The 18,265-nt window shown below is 36.4% G+C and carries 22 protein-coding genes and 1 other annotated feature; all 22 genes read right to left on the reverse strand.

Annotated elements, in window-relative coordinates; genetic code table 11:
• Positions 1 to 10: 10 nt before the first annotated feature.
• On the reverse strand, positions 11 to 463 hold the full coding sequence (locus tag GHD00_RS09285) for an ACT domain-containing protein (RefSeq protein WP_163537884.1): 453 nt from the start codon (positions 461 to 463) through the stop codon (positions 11 to 13).
• A 217-nt stretch (positions 464 to 680) separates the two neighbouring features.
• Positions 681 to 1,961 carry a GTPase ObgE gene (obgE, locus tag GHD00_RS09290; RefSeq protein ID WP_163537885.1) on the reverse strand — a complete coding sequence of 427 codons (1,281 nt, stop codon included), beginning with the start codon at positions 1,959 to 1,961 and terminating at the stop codon, positions 681 to 683.
• Positions 1,962 to 1,980: 19 nt separating this feature from the next.
• Positions 1,981 to 2,502, reverse strand: coding sequence for a Spo0B domain-containing protein (locus GHD00_RS09295; RefSeq protein WP_163537886.1), 522 nt, complete (start codon positions 2,500 to 2,502; stop codon positions 1,981 to 1,983).
• A gap of 141 nt (positions 2,503 to 2,643) precedes the next feature.
• Entirely contained in the window at positions 2,644 to 2,922 is a 279-nt protein-coding gene (gene rpmA / locus GHD00_RS09300) for a 50S ribosomal protein L27 (RefSeq protein ID WP_163537887.1), read from the reverse strand.
• Between the two features lie 13 nt (positions 2,923 to 2,935).
• Positions 2,936 to 3,268 carry a ribosomal-processing cysteine protease Prp gene (locus tag GHD00_RS09305; RefSeq protein ID WP_163537888.1) on the reverse strand — a complete coding sequence of 111 codons (333 nt, stop codon included), beginning with the start codon at positions 3,266 to 3,268 and terminating at the stop codon, positions 2,936 to 2,938.
• A 12-nt stretch (positions 3,269 to 3,280) separates the two neighbouring features.
• The gene (gene rplU, locus GHD00_RS09310; RefSeq protein ID WP_163537889.1) at positions 3,281 to 3,589 is read right to left on the reverse strand and encodes a 50S ribosomal protein L21; all 309 of its coding nucleotides are present in this window, start codon (positions 3,587 to 3,589) and stop codon (positions 3,281 to 3,283) included.
• 14 nt (positions 3,590 to 3,603) lie between these two features.
• Positions 3,604 to 3,676 (reverse strand) — a sequence feature (ribosomal protein L21 leader region).
• Positions 3,677 to 3,713: 37 nt separating this feature from the next.
• Entirely contained in the window at positions 3,714 to 5,168 is a 1,455-nt protein-coding gene (locus GHD00_RS09315; protein WP_163537890.1) for a ribonuclease E/G, read from the reverse strand.
• A gap of 24 nt (positions 5,169 to 5,192) precedes the next feature.
• Positions 5,193 to 6,053: a M50 family metallopeptidase gene (locus GHD00_RS09320; RefSeq protein WP_163537891.1), complete on the reverse strand. Its 861-nt coding sequence runs from the start codon at positions 6,051 to 6,053 to the stop codon at positions 5,193 to 5,195.
• The gene (locus GHD00_RS09325; RefSeq protein WP_163537892.1) at positions 6,040 to 6,816 is read right to left on the reverse strand and encodes a M23 family metallopeptidase; all 777 of its coding nucleotides are present in this window, start codon (positions 6,814 to 6,816) and stop codon (positions 6,040 to 6,042) included. The genes GHD00_RS09320 and GHD00_RS09325 overlap by 14 nt, the downstream gene beginning before the upstream one ends.
• Positions 6,817 to 7,503: 687 nt before the next feature.
• Positions 7,504 to 8,301, reverse strand: coding sequence for a septum site-determining protein MinD (minD, locus tag GHD00_RS09330; protein ID WP_163537893.1), 798 nt, complete (start codon positions 8,299 to 8,301; stop codon positions 7,504 to 7,506).
• Positions 8,294 to 8,986 carry a septum site-determining protein MinC gene (minC, locus tag GHD00_RS09335; protein WP_163537894.1) on the reverse strand — a complete coding sequence of 231 codons (693 nt, stop codon included), beginning with the start codon at positions 8,984 to 8,986 and terminating at the stop codon, positions 8,294 to 8,296. The genes minD and minC overlap by 8 nt, the downstream gene beginning before the upstream one ends.
• Before the next feature lie 57 nt (positions 8,987 to 9,043).
• On the reverse strand, positions 9,044 to 9,589 hold the full coding sequence (gene mreD, locus GHD00_RS09340; protein WP_163537895.1) for a rod shape-determining protein MreD: 546 nt from the start codon (positions 9,587 to 9,589) through the stop codon (positions 9,044 to 9,046).
• A complete protein-coding gene (gene mreC / locus GHD00_RS09345) occupies positions 9,586 to 10,467 on the reverse strand; it encodes a rod shape-determining protein MreC (protein ID WP_163537896.1) in 882 nt (293 codons plus the stop codon). Before mreC ends, mreD begins: the two co-directional genes overlap by 4 nt.
• A gap of 12 nt (positions 10,468 to 10,479) precedes the next feature.
• Entirely contained in the window at positions 10,480 to 11,520 is a 1,041-nt protein-coding gene (locus GHD00_RS09350; RefSeq protein WP_240468655.1) for a rod shape-determining protein, read from the reverse strand.
• A 212-nt stretch (positions 11,521 to 11,732) separates the two neighbouring features.
• Positions 11,733 to 12,410, reverse strand: coding sequence for a RadC family protein (radC, locus tag GHD00_RS09355; protein ID WP_163537948.1), 678 nt, complete (start codon positions 12,408 to 12,410; stop codon positions 11,733 to 11,735).
• A 194-nt stretch (positions 12,411 to 12,604) separates the two neighbouring features.
• The gene (locus GHD00_RS09360; protein ID WP_163537898.1) at positions 12,605 to 13,498 is read right to left on the reverse strand and encodes an SPOR domain-containing protein; all 894 of its coding nucleotides are present in this window, start codon (positions 13,496 to 13,498) and stop codon (positions 12,605 to 12,607) included.
• A 140-nt stretch (positions 13,499 to 13,638) separates the two neighbouring features.
• Positions 13,639 to 14,199 (reverse strand): type 4a pilus biogenesis protein PilO, encoded by a 561-nt coding sequence (gene pilO, locus GHD00_RS09365; RefSeq protein ID WP_163537899.1) that lies wholly within the window; start codon positions 14,197 to 14,199, stop codon positions 13,639 to 13,641.
• Between the two features lie 2 nt (positions 14,200 to 14,201).
• The gene (locus tag GHD00_RS09370) at positions 14,202 to 14,726 is read right to left on the reverse strand and encodes a hypothetical protein (protein ID WP_163537900.1); all 525 of its coding nucleotides are present in this window, start codon (positions 14,724 to 14,726) and stop codon (positions 14,202 to 14,204) included.
• Positions 14,726 to 15,688: a type IV pilus biogenesis protein PilM gene (pilM, locus tag GHD00_RS09375; RefSeq protein WP_163537901.1), complete on the reverse strand. Its 963-nt coding sequence runs from the start codon at positions 15,686 to 15,688 to the stop codon at positions 14,726 to 14,728. Before pilM ends, GHD00_RS09370 begins: the two co-directional genes overlap by 1 nt.
• Positions 15,689 to 15,711: 23 nt before the next feature.
• Positions 15,712 to 16,464 carry a prepilin peptidase gene (locus GHD00_RS09380; RefSeq protein WP_163537902.1) on the reverse strand — a complete coding sequence of 251 codons (753 nt, stop codon included), beginning with the start codon at positions 16,462 to 16,464 and terminating at the stop codon, positions 15,712 to 15,714.
• Positions 16,465 to 16,523: 59 nt separating this feature from the next.
• Positions 16,524 to 16,883 (reverse strand): type II secretion system protein, encoded by a 360-nt coding sequence (locus GHD00_RS09385; protein ID WP_163537903.1) that lies wholly within the window; start codon positions 16,881 to 16,883, stop codon positions 16,524 to 16,526.
• Positions 16,884 to 17,054: 171 nt separating this feature from the next.
• Positions 17,055 to 18,257, reverse strand: a complete 1,203-nt coding sequence (locus GHD00_RS09390) for a type II secretion system F family protein (RefSeq protein ID WP_163537904.1) — start codon at positions 18,255 to 18,257, stop codon at positions 17,055 to 17,057.
• Between the last annotated feature and the right edge of the window lie 8 nt (positions 18,258 to 18,265).

Here is an 18,265-nt window from a genome sequence, read left to right on the forward strand (position 1 = left end):
TCCCCCTATATTATGAAACACCTGAACTTAAAATTTCCACTTGGTTGACAAATGTGATCTGTTTTAAATCATAAATGAGCTGATCCAAATCAGATCTCATCCCTGTTGTATTTAATGAAAGTGTCACATTTGCTTTTCCTTGAATCGGTATCGTTTGGTGAATGGTTAAAATATTACATCCGGCGTTTGCGACTACCGATAAAAGGTGCGATAATGCCCCTGTTTGATCTTCAAGGTGAAAGAACAGTGTAATCATCTGTTCTTTCACCATATGTTGAAAAGGAAAAACGGCATCTCGATATTTATAAAAAACACTTCTAGAAACCCCAACTTGTTTTGCCGCTTCATGAATAGATTCCACTTTATTTCCTTCTAGCAACTTTTTGGCTTCTAATGTTTTTTTCATTGCTTCTGGCAAAAAATCTTCGCGTACTAAATAGAATTTTTCATTCTTTTCCGTCATCCGTTCATTCCCCTATAAAATTATTTATCACGGTGAACAATCGTCCGTAAGCCCCACATTTCATGACTTAGAACAATGAAAGCAGGATAAAGTGGGGGATAACGGAAGCTAGCACCCTGATAAGTTTCGTTAACCATCAGGGTAGGATGAAGCCCCCCACTGATGGAAGTCTCTCTTTATCTAAGGAGCGACACGTTTTCTACTTAAACTGTTTCTATTATTCCATAAACTCGAATTCATAATCAAGTAATCGAACAGTGTCTCCGTCCTTTGCTCCTCTCTTCCGAAGTGCATCATCTACACCCATTCCACGCATTTGTCTGGAAAAACGCTGCACAGATTCGTCACGTGAAAAATCAGTCATCTTGAATAATTTCTCTATTCTCTCACCTGTTAAAACAAAAGCACCATCTGGATCTCTTGTGATTTCAAATGCTTTCTCTTCTTTTTCAAAACGATATACGACGCGTTCATCTTGATCTTCAATTGGCTGATAATTCTTCGGTATTTCATCAAGTTTATTAGCAACAGCAAACAGTAAATCTCGAATACCTTCCTGTGTCACGGTAGAAATTGGATAAATTGGATAATCTTCTTCCAATTGTTCTTTAAAGATATCAAGCATATCTTTAGCGTCTGGTAAGTCCATTTTATTGGCTACAATGATTTGCGGCCGTTCCAAAATCGATGGATCATATTGCTCTAATTCCTTGTTAATAGTAACAAAATCTTCATAAGGATCTCGCCCTTCTGTACCTGCCATGTCTAATACATGTAAAATAACACGGGTACGTTCAACATGTCGTAAAAATTGATATCCTAGTCCGACTCCTTCATGAGCACCTTCAATTAACCCTGGCAAGTCCGCTAACACAAAGCCACGCTGATCGGCCGTATCCACAACTCCTAGATTAGGTGATAGCGTCGTAAAATGGTAGTCAGCAATCTTCGGACGTGCTGCACTGACAACAGATAAAAGAGTAGACTTACCGACACTAGGGAAGCCAACTAAACCGACATCTGCAATGAGTTTTAATTCAATTTGGATGTCACGTTCTACACCGGGCTCCCCTTTCTCTGCGATTTCTGGAGCTGGATTGCTCGGGTTTGCGAAACGAATATTTCCTCGACCGCCTCTTCCGCCTTTTGCGATCACCGCTCTTTGTTTATGCTCTACTAAGTCTGCAATCACTTCACCTGTTGCATCATCTCGTACCGTCGTTCCCGGAGGTACTGGTAAGACAAGTGGTTCAGAATTTCTTCCATGTTTTCCTTTGCTCATGCCGTTTTCTCCGCGTGGTGCTTTAAAATGTTTTTGATAGCGGAAATCCATTAAAGTATTGAGCCCTTCATCTACTTCAAAAACGACATCTCCACCGTTTCCTCCATCTCCACCTGCTGGACCGCCCATTGGAACATATATTTCACGACGAAAGGCAACAAGACCATTACCTCCATCGCCTGCTTTTACATAAACTTTGACCTGATCGACAAACATGCTGTATCACCTTCTTTGTTTATTCTAACCATTTAATTTGTAAAGGTTTGTGCTCTGGTCTATGAACTGATTGAATAAAGGGTAAATGAAGCAATTGCTCGATTAGTTCTTCTTCATTTTCCCAAATTTCTTCAAAAATTAATTGAATATGTACGGAGTGCTTTTTGTGTAATTGCATTTTCAGTGTACCATGATAGTGCTGAAATTTTTGCTGATATTGTTCTAAGATAGAAAACACTTCTTGTATATGTGACGAAAGCACTTCATCTGATAACTTATCTGGACGTTTGTCAAGCCGTAACTCATACGTTAAATCGACGGATTCAGATTTCCAATTATATGTCATTAACCAAAGCATTGTTTGCGGAATGGCTAATCTGTCCAACTGTCGTTCCATTTCAGTACGTTCCAGAACTTGGTTAATCTTATCTTGTACTTTTTCTAGCTTTCCCAATTGTGCATATCCCATTATTAATTGTAAGTCATTGAGCCAGTCATGACGATAATGCCTTAATATTTCTAATACTTTATCTTCTTTCATATCGCTCACTCCTATGCAATAAGCAAATTATAGCATAGAACGGAAGGAGAATCATCCTTTACATGAACGAACAATTTATGTACATAAGCAAACAATAGAAAAGGCTCTAACCTAAATTTAGATTAGAGCCTTTATACCTATTTATGCAGGATATACACTAACTTTTTTACGGTTGCGTCCGTAACGTTCAAACTTTACAACACCTTCTGCTTTTGCAAATAGAGTGTCGTCACCACCACGGCCTACGTTCACTCCAGGGTAAATTTTAGTTCCGCGTTGGCGGTAAAGAATAGAACCACCAGATACGAATTGGCCGTCAGCACGTTTAGCACCTAAACGTTTGGATTCAGAATCACGACCGTTTTTCGTACTACCTACACCTTTTTTCGTTGCAAAAAACTGTAAATCTAGACGTAACATATTTTACACCTCCTTAATTTTCATGGATGGATATATATTGACCATAATCCCGCTCTACGGTTTTTAATGAAACAAGCATCCCCTTCAATAATAAAGATGCATTATCTAATGTATCATCTTTTATATGATCGGGGATATCTACTTGTAAATAACCGCCCTCATCGCCAGCTTGGTCAATGATTAAATCAATCTCACATAACTCAAACACTGCATTGACAGCACCAAATGAAATAGCAGATACAGCAGCACAAACTAAGTCGTGCCCTGCTGGACCGCTTCCGGCGTGTCCGCTTAGTGTAAAAGACTTTATATGATTGTGCTCCCAATCTATCGTCACTTGAATCATATAGACAAGACCTTACGCATTGATTTTTTCAATTGTAAGTTTTGTATATGGTTGACGATGACCTTGTTTACGAGAGTAGTTTTTCTTTGGCTTGTACTTGAATACAGTAATTTTCTTTTGACGTCCTTGCTTCTCTACTTTTGCTGTAACAGAAGCTCCGTCAACGTATGGAGTACCAAATTTGGATTCATCTCCACCTACTGTAAGTACTTTGTCAAATGTTACAGATTCACCAGCATCTGCTGCTAGCTTCTCTACATAAATCACTTGGCCTTCTTCTACTTTTACTTGTTTACCACCAGTTTCAATAATAGCGTACATCAACTGCACCTCCTCATGTGACTCAGACTCGCCATACAGGTGCTTTTTCTCAAGCTTAAAACCTGTTCTGTGCGGTTGTAGCAACAGGTGCTACATAAAAACAACGAATGTATCATACCATACTTTATCGAATGTTGTCAATCTCTTGAAACGATTTATCCTCTAAACTATCCTGTATCAAATTCTCACTTCCTGAGCGAATCCATTCATAATAGTGAATGGATTTGTCCTTCTTCACTAAAACAGTTAAAGAAATTATTTCTTTTAGTGTCGGCCAAATGTTTTGCTTGAGATAGTCTAATAATATCGGGTGACACGCAATCATAACAGCTTCTGTTTGCGTTTGATCCAATTCAAATAGTTCACGTTCTAGCTGATAAGCAAAAGATTCAACTGTCCGCTCGATGCTTATCCGCGGTTTAGTGAATAATTCTAATATACTAGCTCGTTCTCTTTTACGAGTTAATTCAATCAACCCAAGCTTTGTAAAACCATATATTTCACTGCGAATAGGGTCATCACCGAATGCTGTCTTTAATGCATTTATCACCTTTTCTTGGTCTTCTTTTTTTCTCATTTTAAGAAAATCGATCACAATAATACCAGCAATATTACGCCTGCGAATTTCATCTGCACAGTACTTAGCAGCTTTTTGATTGATTTCCAAAACCGTTCGCTGCTTACTTTGTTTACTTTTAAATTGGCTGCTATCTATATCAATGACCGTTAATCCTTCTGTTTGTTCAATCATCAAACATAAACCTTCTTTTGTTTTAACCAATGGTGATAGGAGTTGATCAAACAATTGGTCCAAATCCCCTTCTTCTATTTGAGGCATTTGCTGTTTCGATTCCATACGTATTGCCAGCTGTGGAAATAATTGTTTGCTTGATTTCATCACTTTTGGCTGATCAAAAATTATATTATCTAATGGCTTATGCTGATACTGATTCAGCATTTGTTCTGGAATGACAGATTGCCTATACAAGCAAGCAGGAGGAGATTTTATTTCAGCCCAATGAAGATAAGATTCCCATTTTTCTCTCTGAGATACTAGCTCTTGCTGCAATTCAGCTAAAGTTAGTTCGGCACTATTGGTTCTTAAAATCACACCTTCTGGATAAGACAATAAAGGAGCTGTAGAAACCTCTAATTCATGACGTTTTCGAGAGAGAATTTTTTTCGAGCATGCTATATAATCGCTAAATGGTAAATAAACCAGTGACGTACCTGGTAGTGCAATATTAGCCGTAAGCTTTGGCCCTTTATCTTGATAACTTTCTTTTACAATTTGAACAATGATGTCAGCCCCTTCTGTAAGAACAGAACTCCATCTACGGCCATTCAGCTTAGATGGAGGAATTTCTCTCTTCGGGAGAAATCCAACCTTTTTTCCGCCAATATCAATAAAAGCAGCTTCTACTTGTTCATCAACATTGCGAACTTTCCCAAGATAAATAGATCCAACATTCTCCCCATTGTTTAATTCTCTATCTATTTGTATATCTTTTACTTTTTGGTTTTCTATATATAATCCTACTTTTTCGGACAATTTTGTTTGAAAATATAAAATGCCCATAGTGTTATGATCACCCTAACTTCATTACTCAACCATCTCTCCAATGCTTACTTGATGCAACTTTTCTTCAAAAAAAGCAAATAGACAGTCCTTCTCTGATATATATTGAATCATCGATGGATTTTTATTATTTTTAATTGCAATGATATGATAACAATCTCTGCGAAAGCGAGGGAAAACATCTGAGAGTAATTGTTCCTCTTCAGCAAAAACAAGCTTCTCCCGACCATAATGAGGAGAACTGCAATGTTTATCCCACAAAAAACGCCACCATCTAAAATGTCTCTTTTTCCATTCTAATCGATTTTCCCAAAATAAAAAAATCATAAGTAAGGCTAAACTTAATGATAAATAATCCAATAAATAAACGATAACCAAACAAATCAAGATAGAACTGCATGATAAGATTAATGTAATTTGACGTGCCTGTTTATAAGGAATTAACCGATCCCATAATAATTGCAGAATTCTTCCACCATCTAGGGGCCATATTGGTAATAAATTCCCAATTAATATAAAAGCATTATATTGCCACGCTAGGGAAATAACTGAATCCGAAAGAATACCTGTATCTTTTGCTAAATACAAGAATAAAAAAATAAATATATGTTGAAGAGGACCTGCTATGGTAACTAACCACTCTTCTTTTATCGGTCTAGTTCCATATTCATCAGTCTCCATGACCCCTCCAAAAATCCATAAAAAAATGCGCCTAATTCGCCAATGAAACAAACGGGCGCAAACATAATGTCCTAATTCATGAATCAGAACAATAGAAAAAATAATGGAAAATTCAATGAACATCCCCGTAAAGGAAGCAACAATAAAGAAAAAGACGACAATGGGGTGAATATGAATGGGCGGCAGCACTCTAAGGCTGTTCATCAACTTGCATCACCCTAATCGGATCAATGAATTGCCTATTCTTTTCAATTGCGAAATACATGGACTGTTGATTTTCATCCGGAATATATGTCCCAATCGGCTGGTTTTCTTGAATGGTTTGGTACGAATATACTTCTATATCTGACAAAAAACCGTAAATAGATTTACTTCTATCAGCATGTTGAACAATAACCGTTTTCCCCATATGTCGATCATTTCCTGCAAATAGAACAGTACCAGCTTCTACTGCTACCACTTCTGTTTCTTGTGATGAGGAAATACGTATTCCCTCTCCATTTTCTTGGAAGGACTGACTAATTTGTCCAGATACTGGCAATGCGGTTGGTTCCACCTCTTCTTCTTTTTCTAAATCTGTTTGAATAGCAAATGGTGCACCAAATTTTGCTTGATACCATGCATTTACTGTAGCAAACGGGAATTCTTCCGTAATCGCATAGCTTGTCCATTGTCTTGGTTTTTCCATCCATTTACTGTCTATCGACATTGTTAAAACGGACACAAAAAATATAGCAGAAGCTAATACACTCTTGAATAAGAAGGGCTTTGAAGTTGATGAGTTTTGAGAAGATCCTCCCCAACCATGCACAGGCGGAGAATACCCATGTCTCTCCTCATCCTCCATCATGACATTTTTAATAAAAGACTTGTCCGTTGATTGTGACATCAATTTCTCTGTCGCCTGTTTTCTCTCCTGTTTACGACGATGAATGTTTTTTCTAATTTGTGCTAAGTTTTTTCTCATGGCCTACTCACATTCCTTTATTAAGGTTTGTACCATTCTATGTGAGTAACACAATAATTATGATGCGCTTCCTTGATAGTCACACAAAAAGATAAGCAGTTTTCTAAAAGATTGTTGCTGTTAAAATAAAACCTATTGGACAGTAGCTATAAAATATGACGTAAGCAGAGAAAATTTGTGATAATAAAGTAAATGTAGCGAGACTATTTATCGACGCAGCTGAAATATACTCGCTTTCCGTGGGCTCACCACGAGCCTCCTCGCTCACCAAAACCGTTCGCTGTGGGGTCTCTTAGGATCGCTTTCCCACAGGAGTCTCGCATATTCCAGCTGCTGTTACGATTATGAAACATCATTGTTGAACCACTGTACATCCTACACATGAAGATAATCAGTACATACTAGCGAAGGAAATATACGTAGACTCCTGCGGGAAAAGCAACAGCTGAAGATCCCGCAGGAAGCGATTTTTGCTTCCGAGGAAGCTGAAGCGTTGCCCGCGGAAAGCGAAGTATATTTCCGAAGCGTTATTTAATCGCTCCCTCACAGTATTGCGCTGTTTTGTTCCACTGTACAGTGAATAAGGGAAAAGAACCAAAAGATAGAATACAGTCGTGATCATAATATAGAATTAAGAGTTTCTTAGCTAAAAAAGAACTGCCTCAATGAGCCAGTTCTTTTACTACTTTATTTTGCTAATCCAAATACTTTTTTGATTTTATCCATGAACCCTGGTTTTTCTTCTAATGACAATAGCGGGACAGACTCTCCTAATATTCTCCGCGCTATATTACGATAAGCAATGGATGCTCGTGTGTTTGGCTGAAAAGCCACTGGCTCCCCGTGATTGGAAGCTTTAATGACATCATCATCATCTGCCACAATACCTAATAAATCGATAGATAGCACTTGTACAATTTCATCTACATCTAACATATCCCCATTTTTCATCATGTGGTTACGAATACGATTAATGATCAAGTGAGGTGGTTCAATATCTTCCTGCTCAAGTAAGCCAATAATACGATCTGCATCCCTTACACTCGATTTTTCTGGGGTTGTCACCACTAATGCTTTATCTGCTCCTACTACTGCATTTTTATACCCTTGTTCAATTCCAGCCGGACAATCTATTAATATGTAATCATAATCAGGCTTTAATTGATTAATAACCTCAATCATTCCTTCTGGCGTTAATGAAGACTTATCGCTTGTTTGTGCAGCTGGCAGCAAATATAAGCAGTCAAACCTTTTATCTTTAATTAATGCTTGTGATACTTTGCAACGTTCTTCTAGTACATCTACAATGTCATAGATAATACGATTCTCAAGCCCCATAATCACATCTAAATTGCGTAAGCCAATATCTGTATCTATCAAACATACCTTTTTATCTAAAAGTGCTAAAGCAGTACCTAAATTAGCAGTAGTTGTTGTCTTACCAACCCCACCTTTTCCAGACGTGATAACAATTGCTTCACCCATTGAAAATTCTCCTTTCAAAAGCATTTAGATCTGGTCGAGCCTTTGTTAGTGAACTGATTCGATCCATTATTATTTGTTCTCGTTGTTCATCGAGAAATCCACATTCCATATGTACTCCACCTTGCTCATTATCTGGAGAACGACTTATTTTATCAGCAATTCTTAATTGGTTAGGAGCCATATAGGAAGCTGCAATAACAGCCTCTTCATTTCCATCTACTCCTGCATGAGCTATTCCTCGTAAATTTCCCATTACAAAAATATTACCCGAGGCGATCACCTTACCACCAGGATTTACATCACCCACTAATAGCAAATCTCCATTAACATGTAAAACTTGCCCCGATCTCACGATTTTATTATGTAACCGAATCTCGGTATCTTCTTTCCATTCTAATGCCTCTGTTTTTAAGATTACATTGGAAACGATTTGATCTACTACTAATTTATTTTGCTTCCGGATCACTTCACGAAGTTGACTTTCCTGCTCACCATTTAAATAACGATTCCCCAGTTCAACCTTTACCGTAATCATTGGTTCATCTTCGGCGAAATGATGTGATGTTAAAATGTCATGCAACTCTTTTAACAAATTTTCAAATGAACAAGTGTCATCCATAAATAGTGTGAGACCATCTCTTGTCCCTTTTATTGTAATCCTTTGGTTAGTTTGGTTAGCTGACACGATCTACTCAACCCCTTATTACGACTACCCTTCACCTATCTACCATGTAATAGATTGCTACCCTTTTCTATCAAACATAATGGCTGACCATTTTTTTAAACGCTTGTTAAAAAACAAGTAGAAAAGAGGACTAAATAAAATATTCCAAATAAATGTTGGTATTAAACGATTTTTCCAATAAACTTGCCATATTTGATCATGTACTTGAATAATATTATATAAGAAATAAGCTAATATGTCTGTTGCCAAGATTCCCATTATACTTATTAACATGACAACTAAAAAATTCGCATGCAATAGCTTCATTATTTCTCTTACCACATAGATAACTGACGCATAAACAAAAAGGTATATTCCTAGTATATCCGTATATATTAAATCTATTGTGAAGCCAAATAAAACAGCAAAAGCTAGACCATAGTATGTATGACTTCGATCAAAAAAAACGGTTATATATACAAGGAAAAGAAATAGAAAATGAGGGGTAATAGACTTACTTTCTAAATAGTCTATCATATGTAGCACATTTAGGGATATAGTTCCTTCTAAAACGACCATGATGACACAAATAAAGGCAAGAGAAAACGGAATGATACGCATCATGTATCCTCCTCCTCCTCTGCGTTCTCTTCCTCAGTTGTCATCATACGATCGATTACCATAACATGCTGCACTTCGTCCAATTTTGCGGATGGCTCTACATATGCGATAGAAGTTAACTCATAACGATCCACCCCAACCTCTTTTACTTTTCCTATTTCCAACCCTTTTGGAAATACACCGCCAAGTCCTGATGAGAAAACAACTTGTCCTGATTCTAAATCTGGATCATTCTCGTTCATTTCTAATAACAGCAAATCCCTTTCCTCATCATAATCGACGATAAAACCCGATATATCTCGCTTTTGGTCATCCTGAAACACATTAACGGATATCCGATTGGATCGATTAAATCCATTTAATAAAAGTACAGTAGAGGTAAAGGGCGATGCTGTTTGTACTTTCCCTATCATGCCCTCTCCAGTAATGACCGCCATATTAGCCTCGACACCATCTTGTTGCCCCTTATTAATGGTTATTTGCTTAAACCATTGATCCTTGCTCCTAGCCATTACAGAGGCATGAATGGTTGTAAAATTCATTAAAAAATCAGACTCTGTTTTATCCAAAGCTAATTCTAACTCCTCAATTTCTTTGGATAATTCTTGATTTTCGTATTCCAGCTTTCTTAATTCTTCTAATCTTGTTTTCAATATTTGATTTTCTTTATAAACATTTTTTATTTCTTTTATATTAGAAGTAATGTTTGTTGTGAAAGTTATAGGCTTATTCACAATCGCTTGGAACCAACCCACCGTATCATGGACAAAATCTTCTGCTACCGTCAAGTTGGTTCGTTCTCTTAACGAAAAGCCGATTATACCAACTAAAATAATCAATGAAATAAGCAAAACAAATAATTTTTTCTTCCTAAAAAACATGCCAACACCTTCTTAATCAGATACACGCTGTGAAGAGACATTCGGATGTGACTGAAAATGTTCAATATAATCTAAAGACTTCCCTGTCCCTATCGCAACACTATCTAATGGCTCTTCCGCCACAAATACAGGCATCTTCGTCTCATCACTAATAACTTTATCTAAATTTTTCAATAACGCACCGCCACCTGATAAAACAATTCCTCTATCCATTATATCCGCCGATAATTCAGGTGGTGTTCTTTCTAATGTATTTTTTACTGCTTCCACAATAGCATCAACTGTATCCTTTAATGATAAATTAATTTCAGAGGCTTTAATAGAGATTGTTTTTGGTAACCCAGTCAGTAAATCCCTTCCTCTAATTTCCATCGTTACATCATCTTCTGAAGGGCGTGCTTCACCGATATCCATTTTGATCGATTCAGCAGACCTTTCTCCAATCATGAGATTATATGTTTTCCTAATATATTGAATAATCGCATCATCCATATCATCACCAGCAGTACGGATAGATTTGCTTGTTACAATACCACCAAGTGATATAACTGCAACCTCTGTTGTTCCACCACCTATATCTACAATCATACTACCAGTTGGATCCCAAACAGGCAAACCTGCACCGATAGCTGCAGCAAATGGCTCAGCAATTGGAAAGGCATCTCGAGAACCTGCTTGCTTTGTAGCATCTAACACTGCTCTTTCTTCTACCATCGTAATCCCTGATGGCACGCATACCATCACATTTGGTTTTTTGGCAAAAGAAGAACGATTACGTTGTGCTTGTTTAATATAGTACTTCATCATCGCAGCAGTTGTATCATAATCAGCGATAACTCCATCTTTCATTGGACGAATGACAGATATATTTCCAGGTGTACGACCGATCATATTTTTGGCATCACTGCCAACTGCTTCAATATCCCCAGTTGTTTTATTAAGTGCCACTACAGATGGCTCTCGAACTACAATCCCTTTCCCTTTAATAAACACTAATGTATTTGCCGTACCTAAGTCTATCCCTAAATCTTGTGAAAAATTAAAAAATCCCAATTTCTTCTTCCTCTCACCATTTTTACATTTTTTCCTGAACATATTCTATGCTTTTTCACAGAGCCAATCAAAAAAGTAGTATATGAGTCAGTACAACTGATTTATTATATCTCTATTCTAACAATAGCGCCATTATACACACTTTCCGTGTAAATGGCGCTATTTATACTTGTAACTACTATTATACTCATTTTTGAACCAAATGGATAGTCTTATAAATATCCTTTTTCTTTTAATGAGACAAAACGATGATCGCCAATAATTAAGTGGTCCAATAGTTCTATTCCAATTAACTTTCCACATTCTGTGAGCCTTTTGGTTACATGGATATCTTCTTGGGACGGCGAGGGATCACCTGAAGGGTGATTATGTGCACAGATGATAGAGGCTGCCGAACGCTTTACGGCTTCGCGGAATACTTCGCGAGGGTGTACAATCGAAGCGTTTAAACTTCCTATAAAAATGGTCTGTCTATGAACAACTTGGTTCTTTGTGTTGAGAAACATGGTGACAAAATGCTCTTGTTTTAGCGCATACATTTCTTCCATGACAAAATTAGCGCCATCTTCAGGGCTACGAATAACGTACTTCTCTTTTTCTTTAAATTGATGAATTCTTTTTCCCAATTCTACTGTTGCTAAAATATTAACTCCTTTTGCTTGTCCAATACCTTTTAAAGTCATTAACTCTTCAATCGTAACTTCTTTCAACGAGTAAAGCCCTTCAAAATGTCTCAATACCCTTTCAGCTAATTGATGTACATTTTCTTCCCGAGTACCAGTACCTAATAAAATAGCTAAAAGCTCCTGATTAGACAAATGGTTAGGCCCAAATTCTAAGAGCCGTTCTCGCGGCCTATCCTGCTTCGGTACCTCCTTCATCGTGATCATATCATTAGACAATTTGTATCAACTCCTTTTCTTCATTTCAAACCAGGAATTTTTCCAAGTTTGATCCTCTACATTTTACAAAGAAATGGGTATTAGTACAAATTGCCTTTTTTGTCTTTTTCAACTAATACAGGATACCTTTTCTACATAATTAATGCACATTTCCTTTTATATTAAAACGAAAAAATGAATAATTACAAGTTTTGCATCGATTTTGCGTATTCATGCCAAACATTTAATAGACCTACTGATAAAGACTGTTGATCTTTCAATGTGATAAGTTCAGCTACACTATCTGTTAGCGGCTTTAACTCTTCCCCAACAGATTCAGGCTTTTGTTCTAACCATTTTTCAAAATCTTTAACAGATGAAACGTCCGAGATAGCGGTCTCTAATAACTGATCAAACTCTTGTAACCACTGTTGTTCCTCACTTGGTAAAGAGGTTTCTGGAATTTCTATCGCCCAAGGTTTGCCACCATATAATTCTATCTCTTCTTTTTTATAATTATTAGCAAATGCTTTAGATGCTTCACTTGTTGAATGAACCCCTACGAATATATGATACTTATCTTCTTTCTCCCATATCATAGATGAAAGTGAATGAGCATCTAATTGAGACTGCGTTGTTTCTGCTGCTGCTTTCGACGTAAAGATACCTGCTTGAACCACATATCCTGTGAGAGTCGAGCCTTTAAAATCATCCTGACCAGTGCTTTTTCGATCATCCTCTTCCTCCACTGCATTTGCCTCTTCTTTTGTACTACTTACTTGTAAATCTTGATTAAAAGTCATTTCTTCATTGTCTAAATCCACAAAAATTTGAATCATAAAAAAACCCAGCAGTGATCCTATCACGATAGCTGTCATTGCTGAAACAAGAAAAGGTTTATACCGTTGAAATCGCTGTCGTTTATTATTCTTGGAATATTCAACAGTGGGATGATGTGCAAAATAATGACTATCATCAGTATACTCTTCTACTGATGGTCTTTTATAAGTTGAAATTTCATCCTTTTCTTGATTAATCGGAGTTTCACTTACTTTTCTTTTATTTATTCTAATAGAGATACCTTTTTTGTTCTTCAAGTAAATCCCTCTTTTCCAACCTTTTCTATCAAGCTATCATAGGTTGGATGAGATGTAAGAGGACTTTTGTCAAATAAATCAAAAAAGATTTTGACAAATAATACTAAAATGACACTATTTATGCACGTGCTATTTCTGTGTTACTGCTTTCTTATGTAGTCAATTGGTCTAGCATAAGCAGGGGCAAAATAAGCATCAAACTGAATAGAGAAGGAAATGCTTGCTTGATTAGGATCACTTTCAAAATCTATTTCCGATAAATGAAGGATTCTCTCACTTACATCTAAACTTGCCAAGAATTGTTGAAATTCTTGATAATTTGAAGCGGTACCCTCTATATTGAATCTAATAATTTGAATAGCATTATACTCTTGATGCTCAAGCCCTTCATCTTCGACTGTAATATTTTCGATTGAAACCTGATACTGATTCTGTAATAACTGGAACTCATCCATCATGTTATTCAATTTTTGGTCCCCTGGTATCTTCGCCCATACAGTTGTTTCTTCCATTAAATCAGATAAGTGATCAGATGGATTAGTGTATTCGGTCAATTGCTGCTTTTCTCTTTCTAATTCTTGGAGGTCTTGCTCTAGTGGCTTAATCATCATCATTTGAGCGAGAAAACAGATTACAATCGTACCAATAACAATAAGTATCCCCCATCTCGTATAAGAGTTTTTTAATATACTTACTATCATGACTAGCTCCCCTCTATACCGGCTTGCACATCAATATCTAAACGTAAAGTAACTTGATAGCTATCTGCTTCATTTTTGGTAATGTTATCGATATAAACTTCTTGCACATATTCCTCACCTAAGAATTGATTATATAAGCGAGAAACGGCTGACATGCTTTCTGTATAAAGGTATAAATTCAATTTACCATCCACAGAAAAATGATAGTTTCCAATGACATGATCCGGTAATAATATTTCATTCATACGTTCCAGGAGCATTACACTGTCAAAATGACTAGATTCTATAAGCCGAACCATTCGATTAAACTCGTTCACCTGTTCCACAGCCTCTTGTAACTCCTTGATGTTCTCCATCGCTTCTCGTTCCTCTTGAATTGATTGTTGTAGCTTATCCTTATGCTGCATTCCTTGCACATATGGAAAGGCGATCCATATAATTATGATTACGAACGCCAAAAAAGTAAATAAAGTGATGATATAGGGGGTTAATCGAAATGGTTTAATTTCAATAAAATTGATTTGCATTATGTCGAATCTCCTCTAAGAACTAAGCCTAGTAAATCTGTGTGTTTATCCTTATATGGGGGCGAAATTGATTCACCTAATGCATGTATCGACATATCCAGATGACTTTTCATCTGGTTTGCTATCTTATCAATAAATGGAACATCCCCTGTTACAATCATTTTTTCAATCCCTTCTTTGCCATCTTTTACAGAGTAAAGATAAAAATCAATGAAGCGCTCAATAGTTAGAAAATGTTGGTTAATGATACGCTGTTGCTCCTCATCTGATAAATCCCAATCTAGTGTTTCTTTTTCTATATCCCATCTCCAAGATTGACGACTGTCCACTGGTGACTTTACATGCCGAGAAAAAATTAACTGACTGTTTTCAAAGACGGATAGAAAGAGTGATTCTTGATTCCACTGTATGATTAATAAATTTTGTTGTTCTACTTCTGCTTGAAAGTGCTGATAGGTTCGCATAACAGCTAGAGAGGAAATATCCGCTATTCTTGGTTTCAGTTTTACATTTTTTAAGATTTCCATATAGTCATGTAAAATATGGGATGGATAGGCATATACTAACCATTCCTTTTTCTCATCTTCATCCTTAGAAAACGCCACATCTAATAAAGGGTTCTTAAATGGCAGACGTAACATTTCATCATCTATTTGAATATGCTGCTTTACCTCTTTTGCACTTAATACTCTTGGAAACGAATGCTTTCTTATCGTCACAAAAGCATTGGGTACGGAAAAAGACACTTTTGCTCGTCCCCATTTTTTCCGCCTGCTCACCTTCTTCAATTTATGGTGGACAGATCCTTGATTTACCATTTTCCCGTCTTCAATTGCCTTATCATCTAAAGGAACAACACCGGTGTCTATAATTTGAGCAAGATTCGGCCCTCGAGACACCATATATTTAAAGTAGTTATCAAACCAAATAATATGTACATGCTTCTTTTTCCGTAACAACATCAGCAAACCTACTCTCCAATCTATTAAAACAAACTAATATACCAATGGATCCAATCTTCTCCGAACAAATAAATAGTGTTTGCTGCTAGCATAATAGCAGGTCCAAATGGGATTGGTTGTTGCTTGCTCATTCGATACCATGGGAAAAGACAAAGCGTAAACATTAATCCATATAACGAAGCCATAAACATGGTAAGTAAAATTTCTGGAAACCCTAGTAACAAACCAAGTAAAGCAAATAGCTTCATATCTCCTGCTCCCATACCACCCCTACTCATCCAAATAATCATCGCTATCAAGCCAAAACCAACCAAAGCTCCCAAAATACTCATCCACCATGGCTCTAATGGTTCGATCAATCGAACTATCACAAAAAGCAGCAGAAACACTAGTAAAACAGTATTCGGTATAAGCATATATCGAAAATCAGTAATAAAAATGATGATCGTTAAACTAATGAGTAGGATCGCAACCAATAAATCAAAGGTAAATCCGAACCATATGTAACTAATTAAAAATAAAATTGCTGTCACGAACTCGACTACGGGATAAATCACAGGAATGAACGTATGACAGCTCCTGCATTTGCCATTTTGTATCATATAAGAGATCACTGGAATTAGTTCATACCATGATAACACATGGTGACATTGCGGGCACTGGGAGCGTTTGGAAGAAAGAAATTTTCTTTGAGGAACTCGTATTCCTACTACATTAAAAAAAGAGCCTAATATTAATCCATATATAAATATCACTATCCCTATGATTGCTTCCATTAACTATTCTCCTTTAAGAAGAAAAGATCCCTGATGAAAGGGATCTTCTATCATTCTCGTTATTCGCTGGCAGGGGTGTAGGTGAAATTGCTACCTTGCTCATGCATAATGGTTCCACCAGGGTTTTCATCTACATCTAAGTAATTATATTCTATCAAATCATCTACCGTGAAATCTATGGAACCATCGTCTGCAAACACCCATTCATGATTATCTTTATCTGACTGTGCTGCAATATAAGCTTGTTTAGCAGCATTTTCAATTAATTCTGCTTCTGCTTCTGATGCGCCTTCTTCTGCTTGACTGACAACATTTCCAATTGCTGGTACTGCAATGGCAACAATAATACCTAAAATCACGACAACAGCTAAGACTTCTACTAAGGTAAAACCTTTTTCACTTCTCAACCGCTTTAACATTTGATACCTCTCCTCATTGTAATAAATAATATTGTGAATTTCGTCCTACTCACCTTACCTTATACACTACTAAACTCCTATTATATCTCTCTATTTTGGTCAGATTTCTATATGTTTGCACAAATTCCTCCTACTATTTTACCAAATTAACCATAAATGTAAATGCTTTTGTTACATAAATTCAAACATTTGAAACATGGGAATCACAACAGCAAGCATGATAACACCAACTATTCCTGCTAAAAATAAAATCAAAAATGGTTCTAACAATGCTTTTAATTTATTTGCCACATCATCAATTTCTTTCTCATAGAAAGTAGAAAGCTTATAAAGCATTTGATCCAATGATCTTGTCCTTTCCCCGACAGCAATCATTTCCATTATAAGTGGTGGGATGAAGCTAGTTTGCCTCATCACCGTTGTCATGGACTCACCTTTTTCAACAGCTTGATAGCTTTCATGCAATATCTTTTTGATGACACGATTTTGCACCACATTTTCGGTCGTTTGTATAGCTTGCAAAATCGGGACAGCATGATGTAATAAGGAGCCCAATGTTTGGGACATTCTTGTCAAATGGATTTTCGTTAAAAATGGACCGATAATGGGAATTTTTAAAGTAAGATAATCAAACCGATAAGCTAGTTTACTATTTTGATCTAAGAAAATGAGAAAGCCAATGACTATGAATATCATAACAGGAAGAAACCAGATCAATTTTTTACCAATTTCACTAGCCTGTAATACCATTTTTGTATAAAGCGGTAATTCTTGATCATATGATCGGAATAGATCTTCAAAAACGGGAACGATAAAAACAAGTAAGATGAAGCTGACGACAATGGAAAATAGACTCACTAATAGAGGATAAGCTAAAGCTGTTTTTACCTTTTGTTTTAACTCGTATTGTTTTTCATAATATGTCGCCATTTGATCTAATATGACATCAAGATTGCCGCTGACTTCGCCTACACGTGTCATTTGAACTAAAAGTAGAGGGAAAAATTTTGGATATTTATTAAAAGCTTCAGACAGACTAACTCCCTCGCTTAATAATTCCTTTATTGAATTTAACACTTTTGACAACGGTTTACTAGTTGTTTGTTGGATTAAAATATGAACAGCATCAATAATGGGAATTCCTGCCTCAATAAGAGTAGAAAACTCTCGAAGCAATAAAACAAAATCTTTACTTGAAATTGGGCTTTTTATATATATTTCCTTATGCCATATAGAGTTAAGCTTTTTTAATTCCAATACTGTTATATTTCGAGACTTTAATATCTCCATTACTTCATCTTTTGAGCTTCCTTCCAGCTTTCCTTTTTTCATTTTCCCTTGCAAGTTTTTACCTCGATAATGATAAAAAGCCATACAATCCC

The sequence above is a fragment of the Gracilibacillus sp. YIM 98692 genome (genome assembly GCF_010993965.1).
In the GTDB taxonomy this organism is placed as follows: Bacteria; Bacillota; Bacilli; order Bacillales; family Amphibacillaceae; genus Gracilibacillus.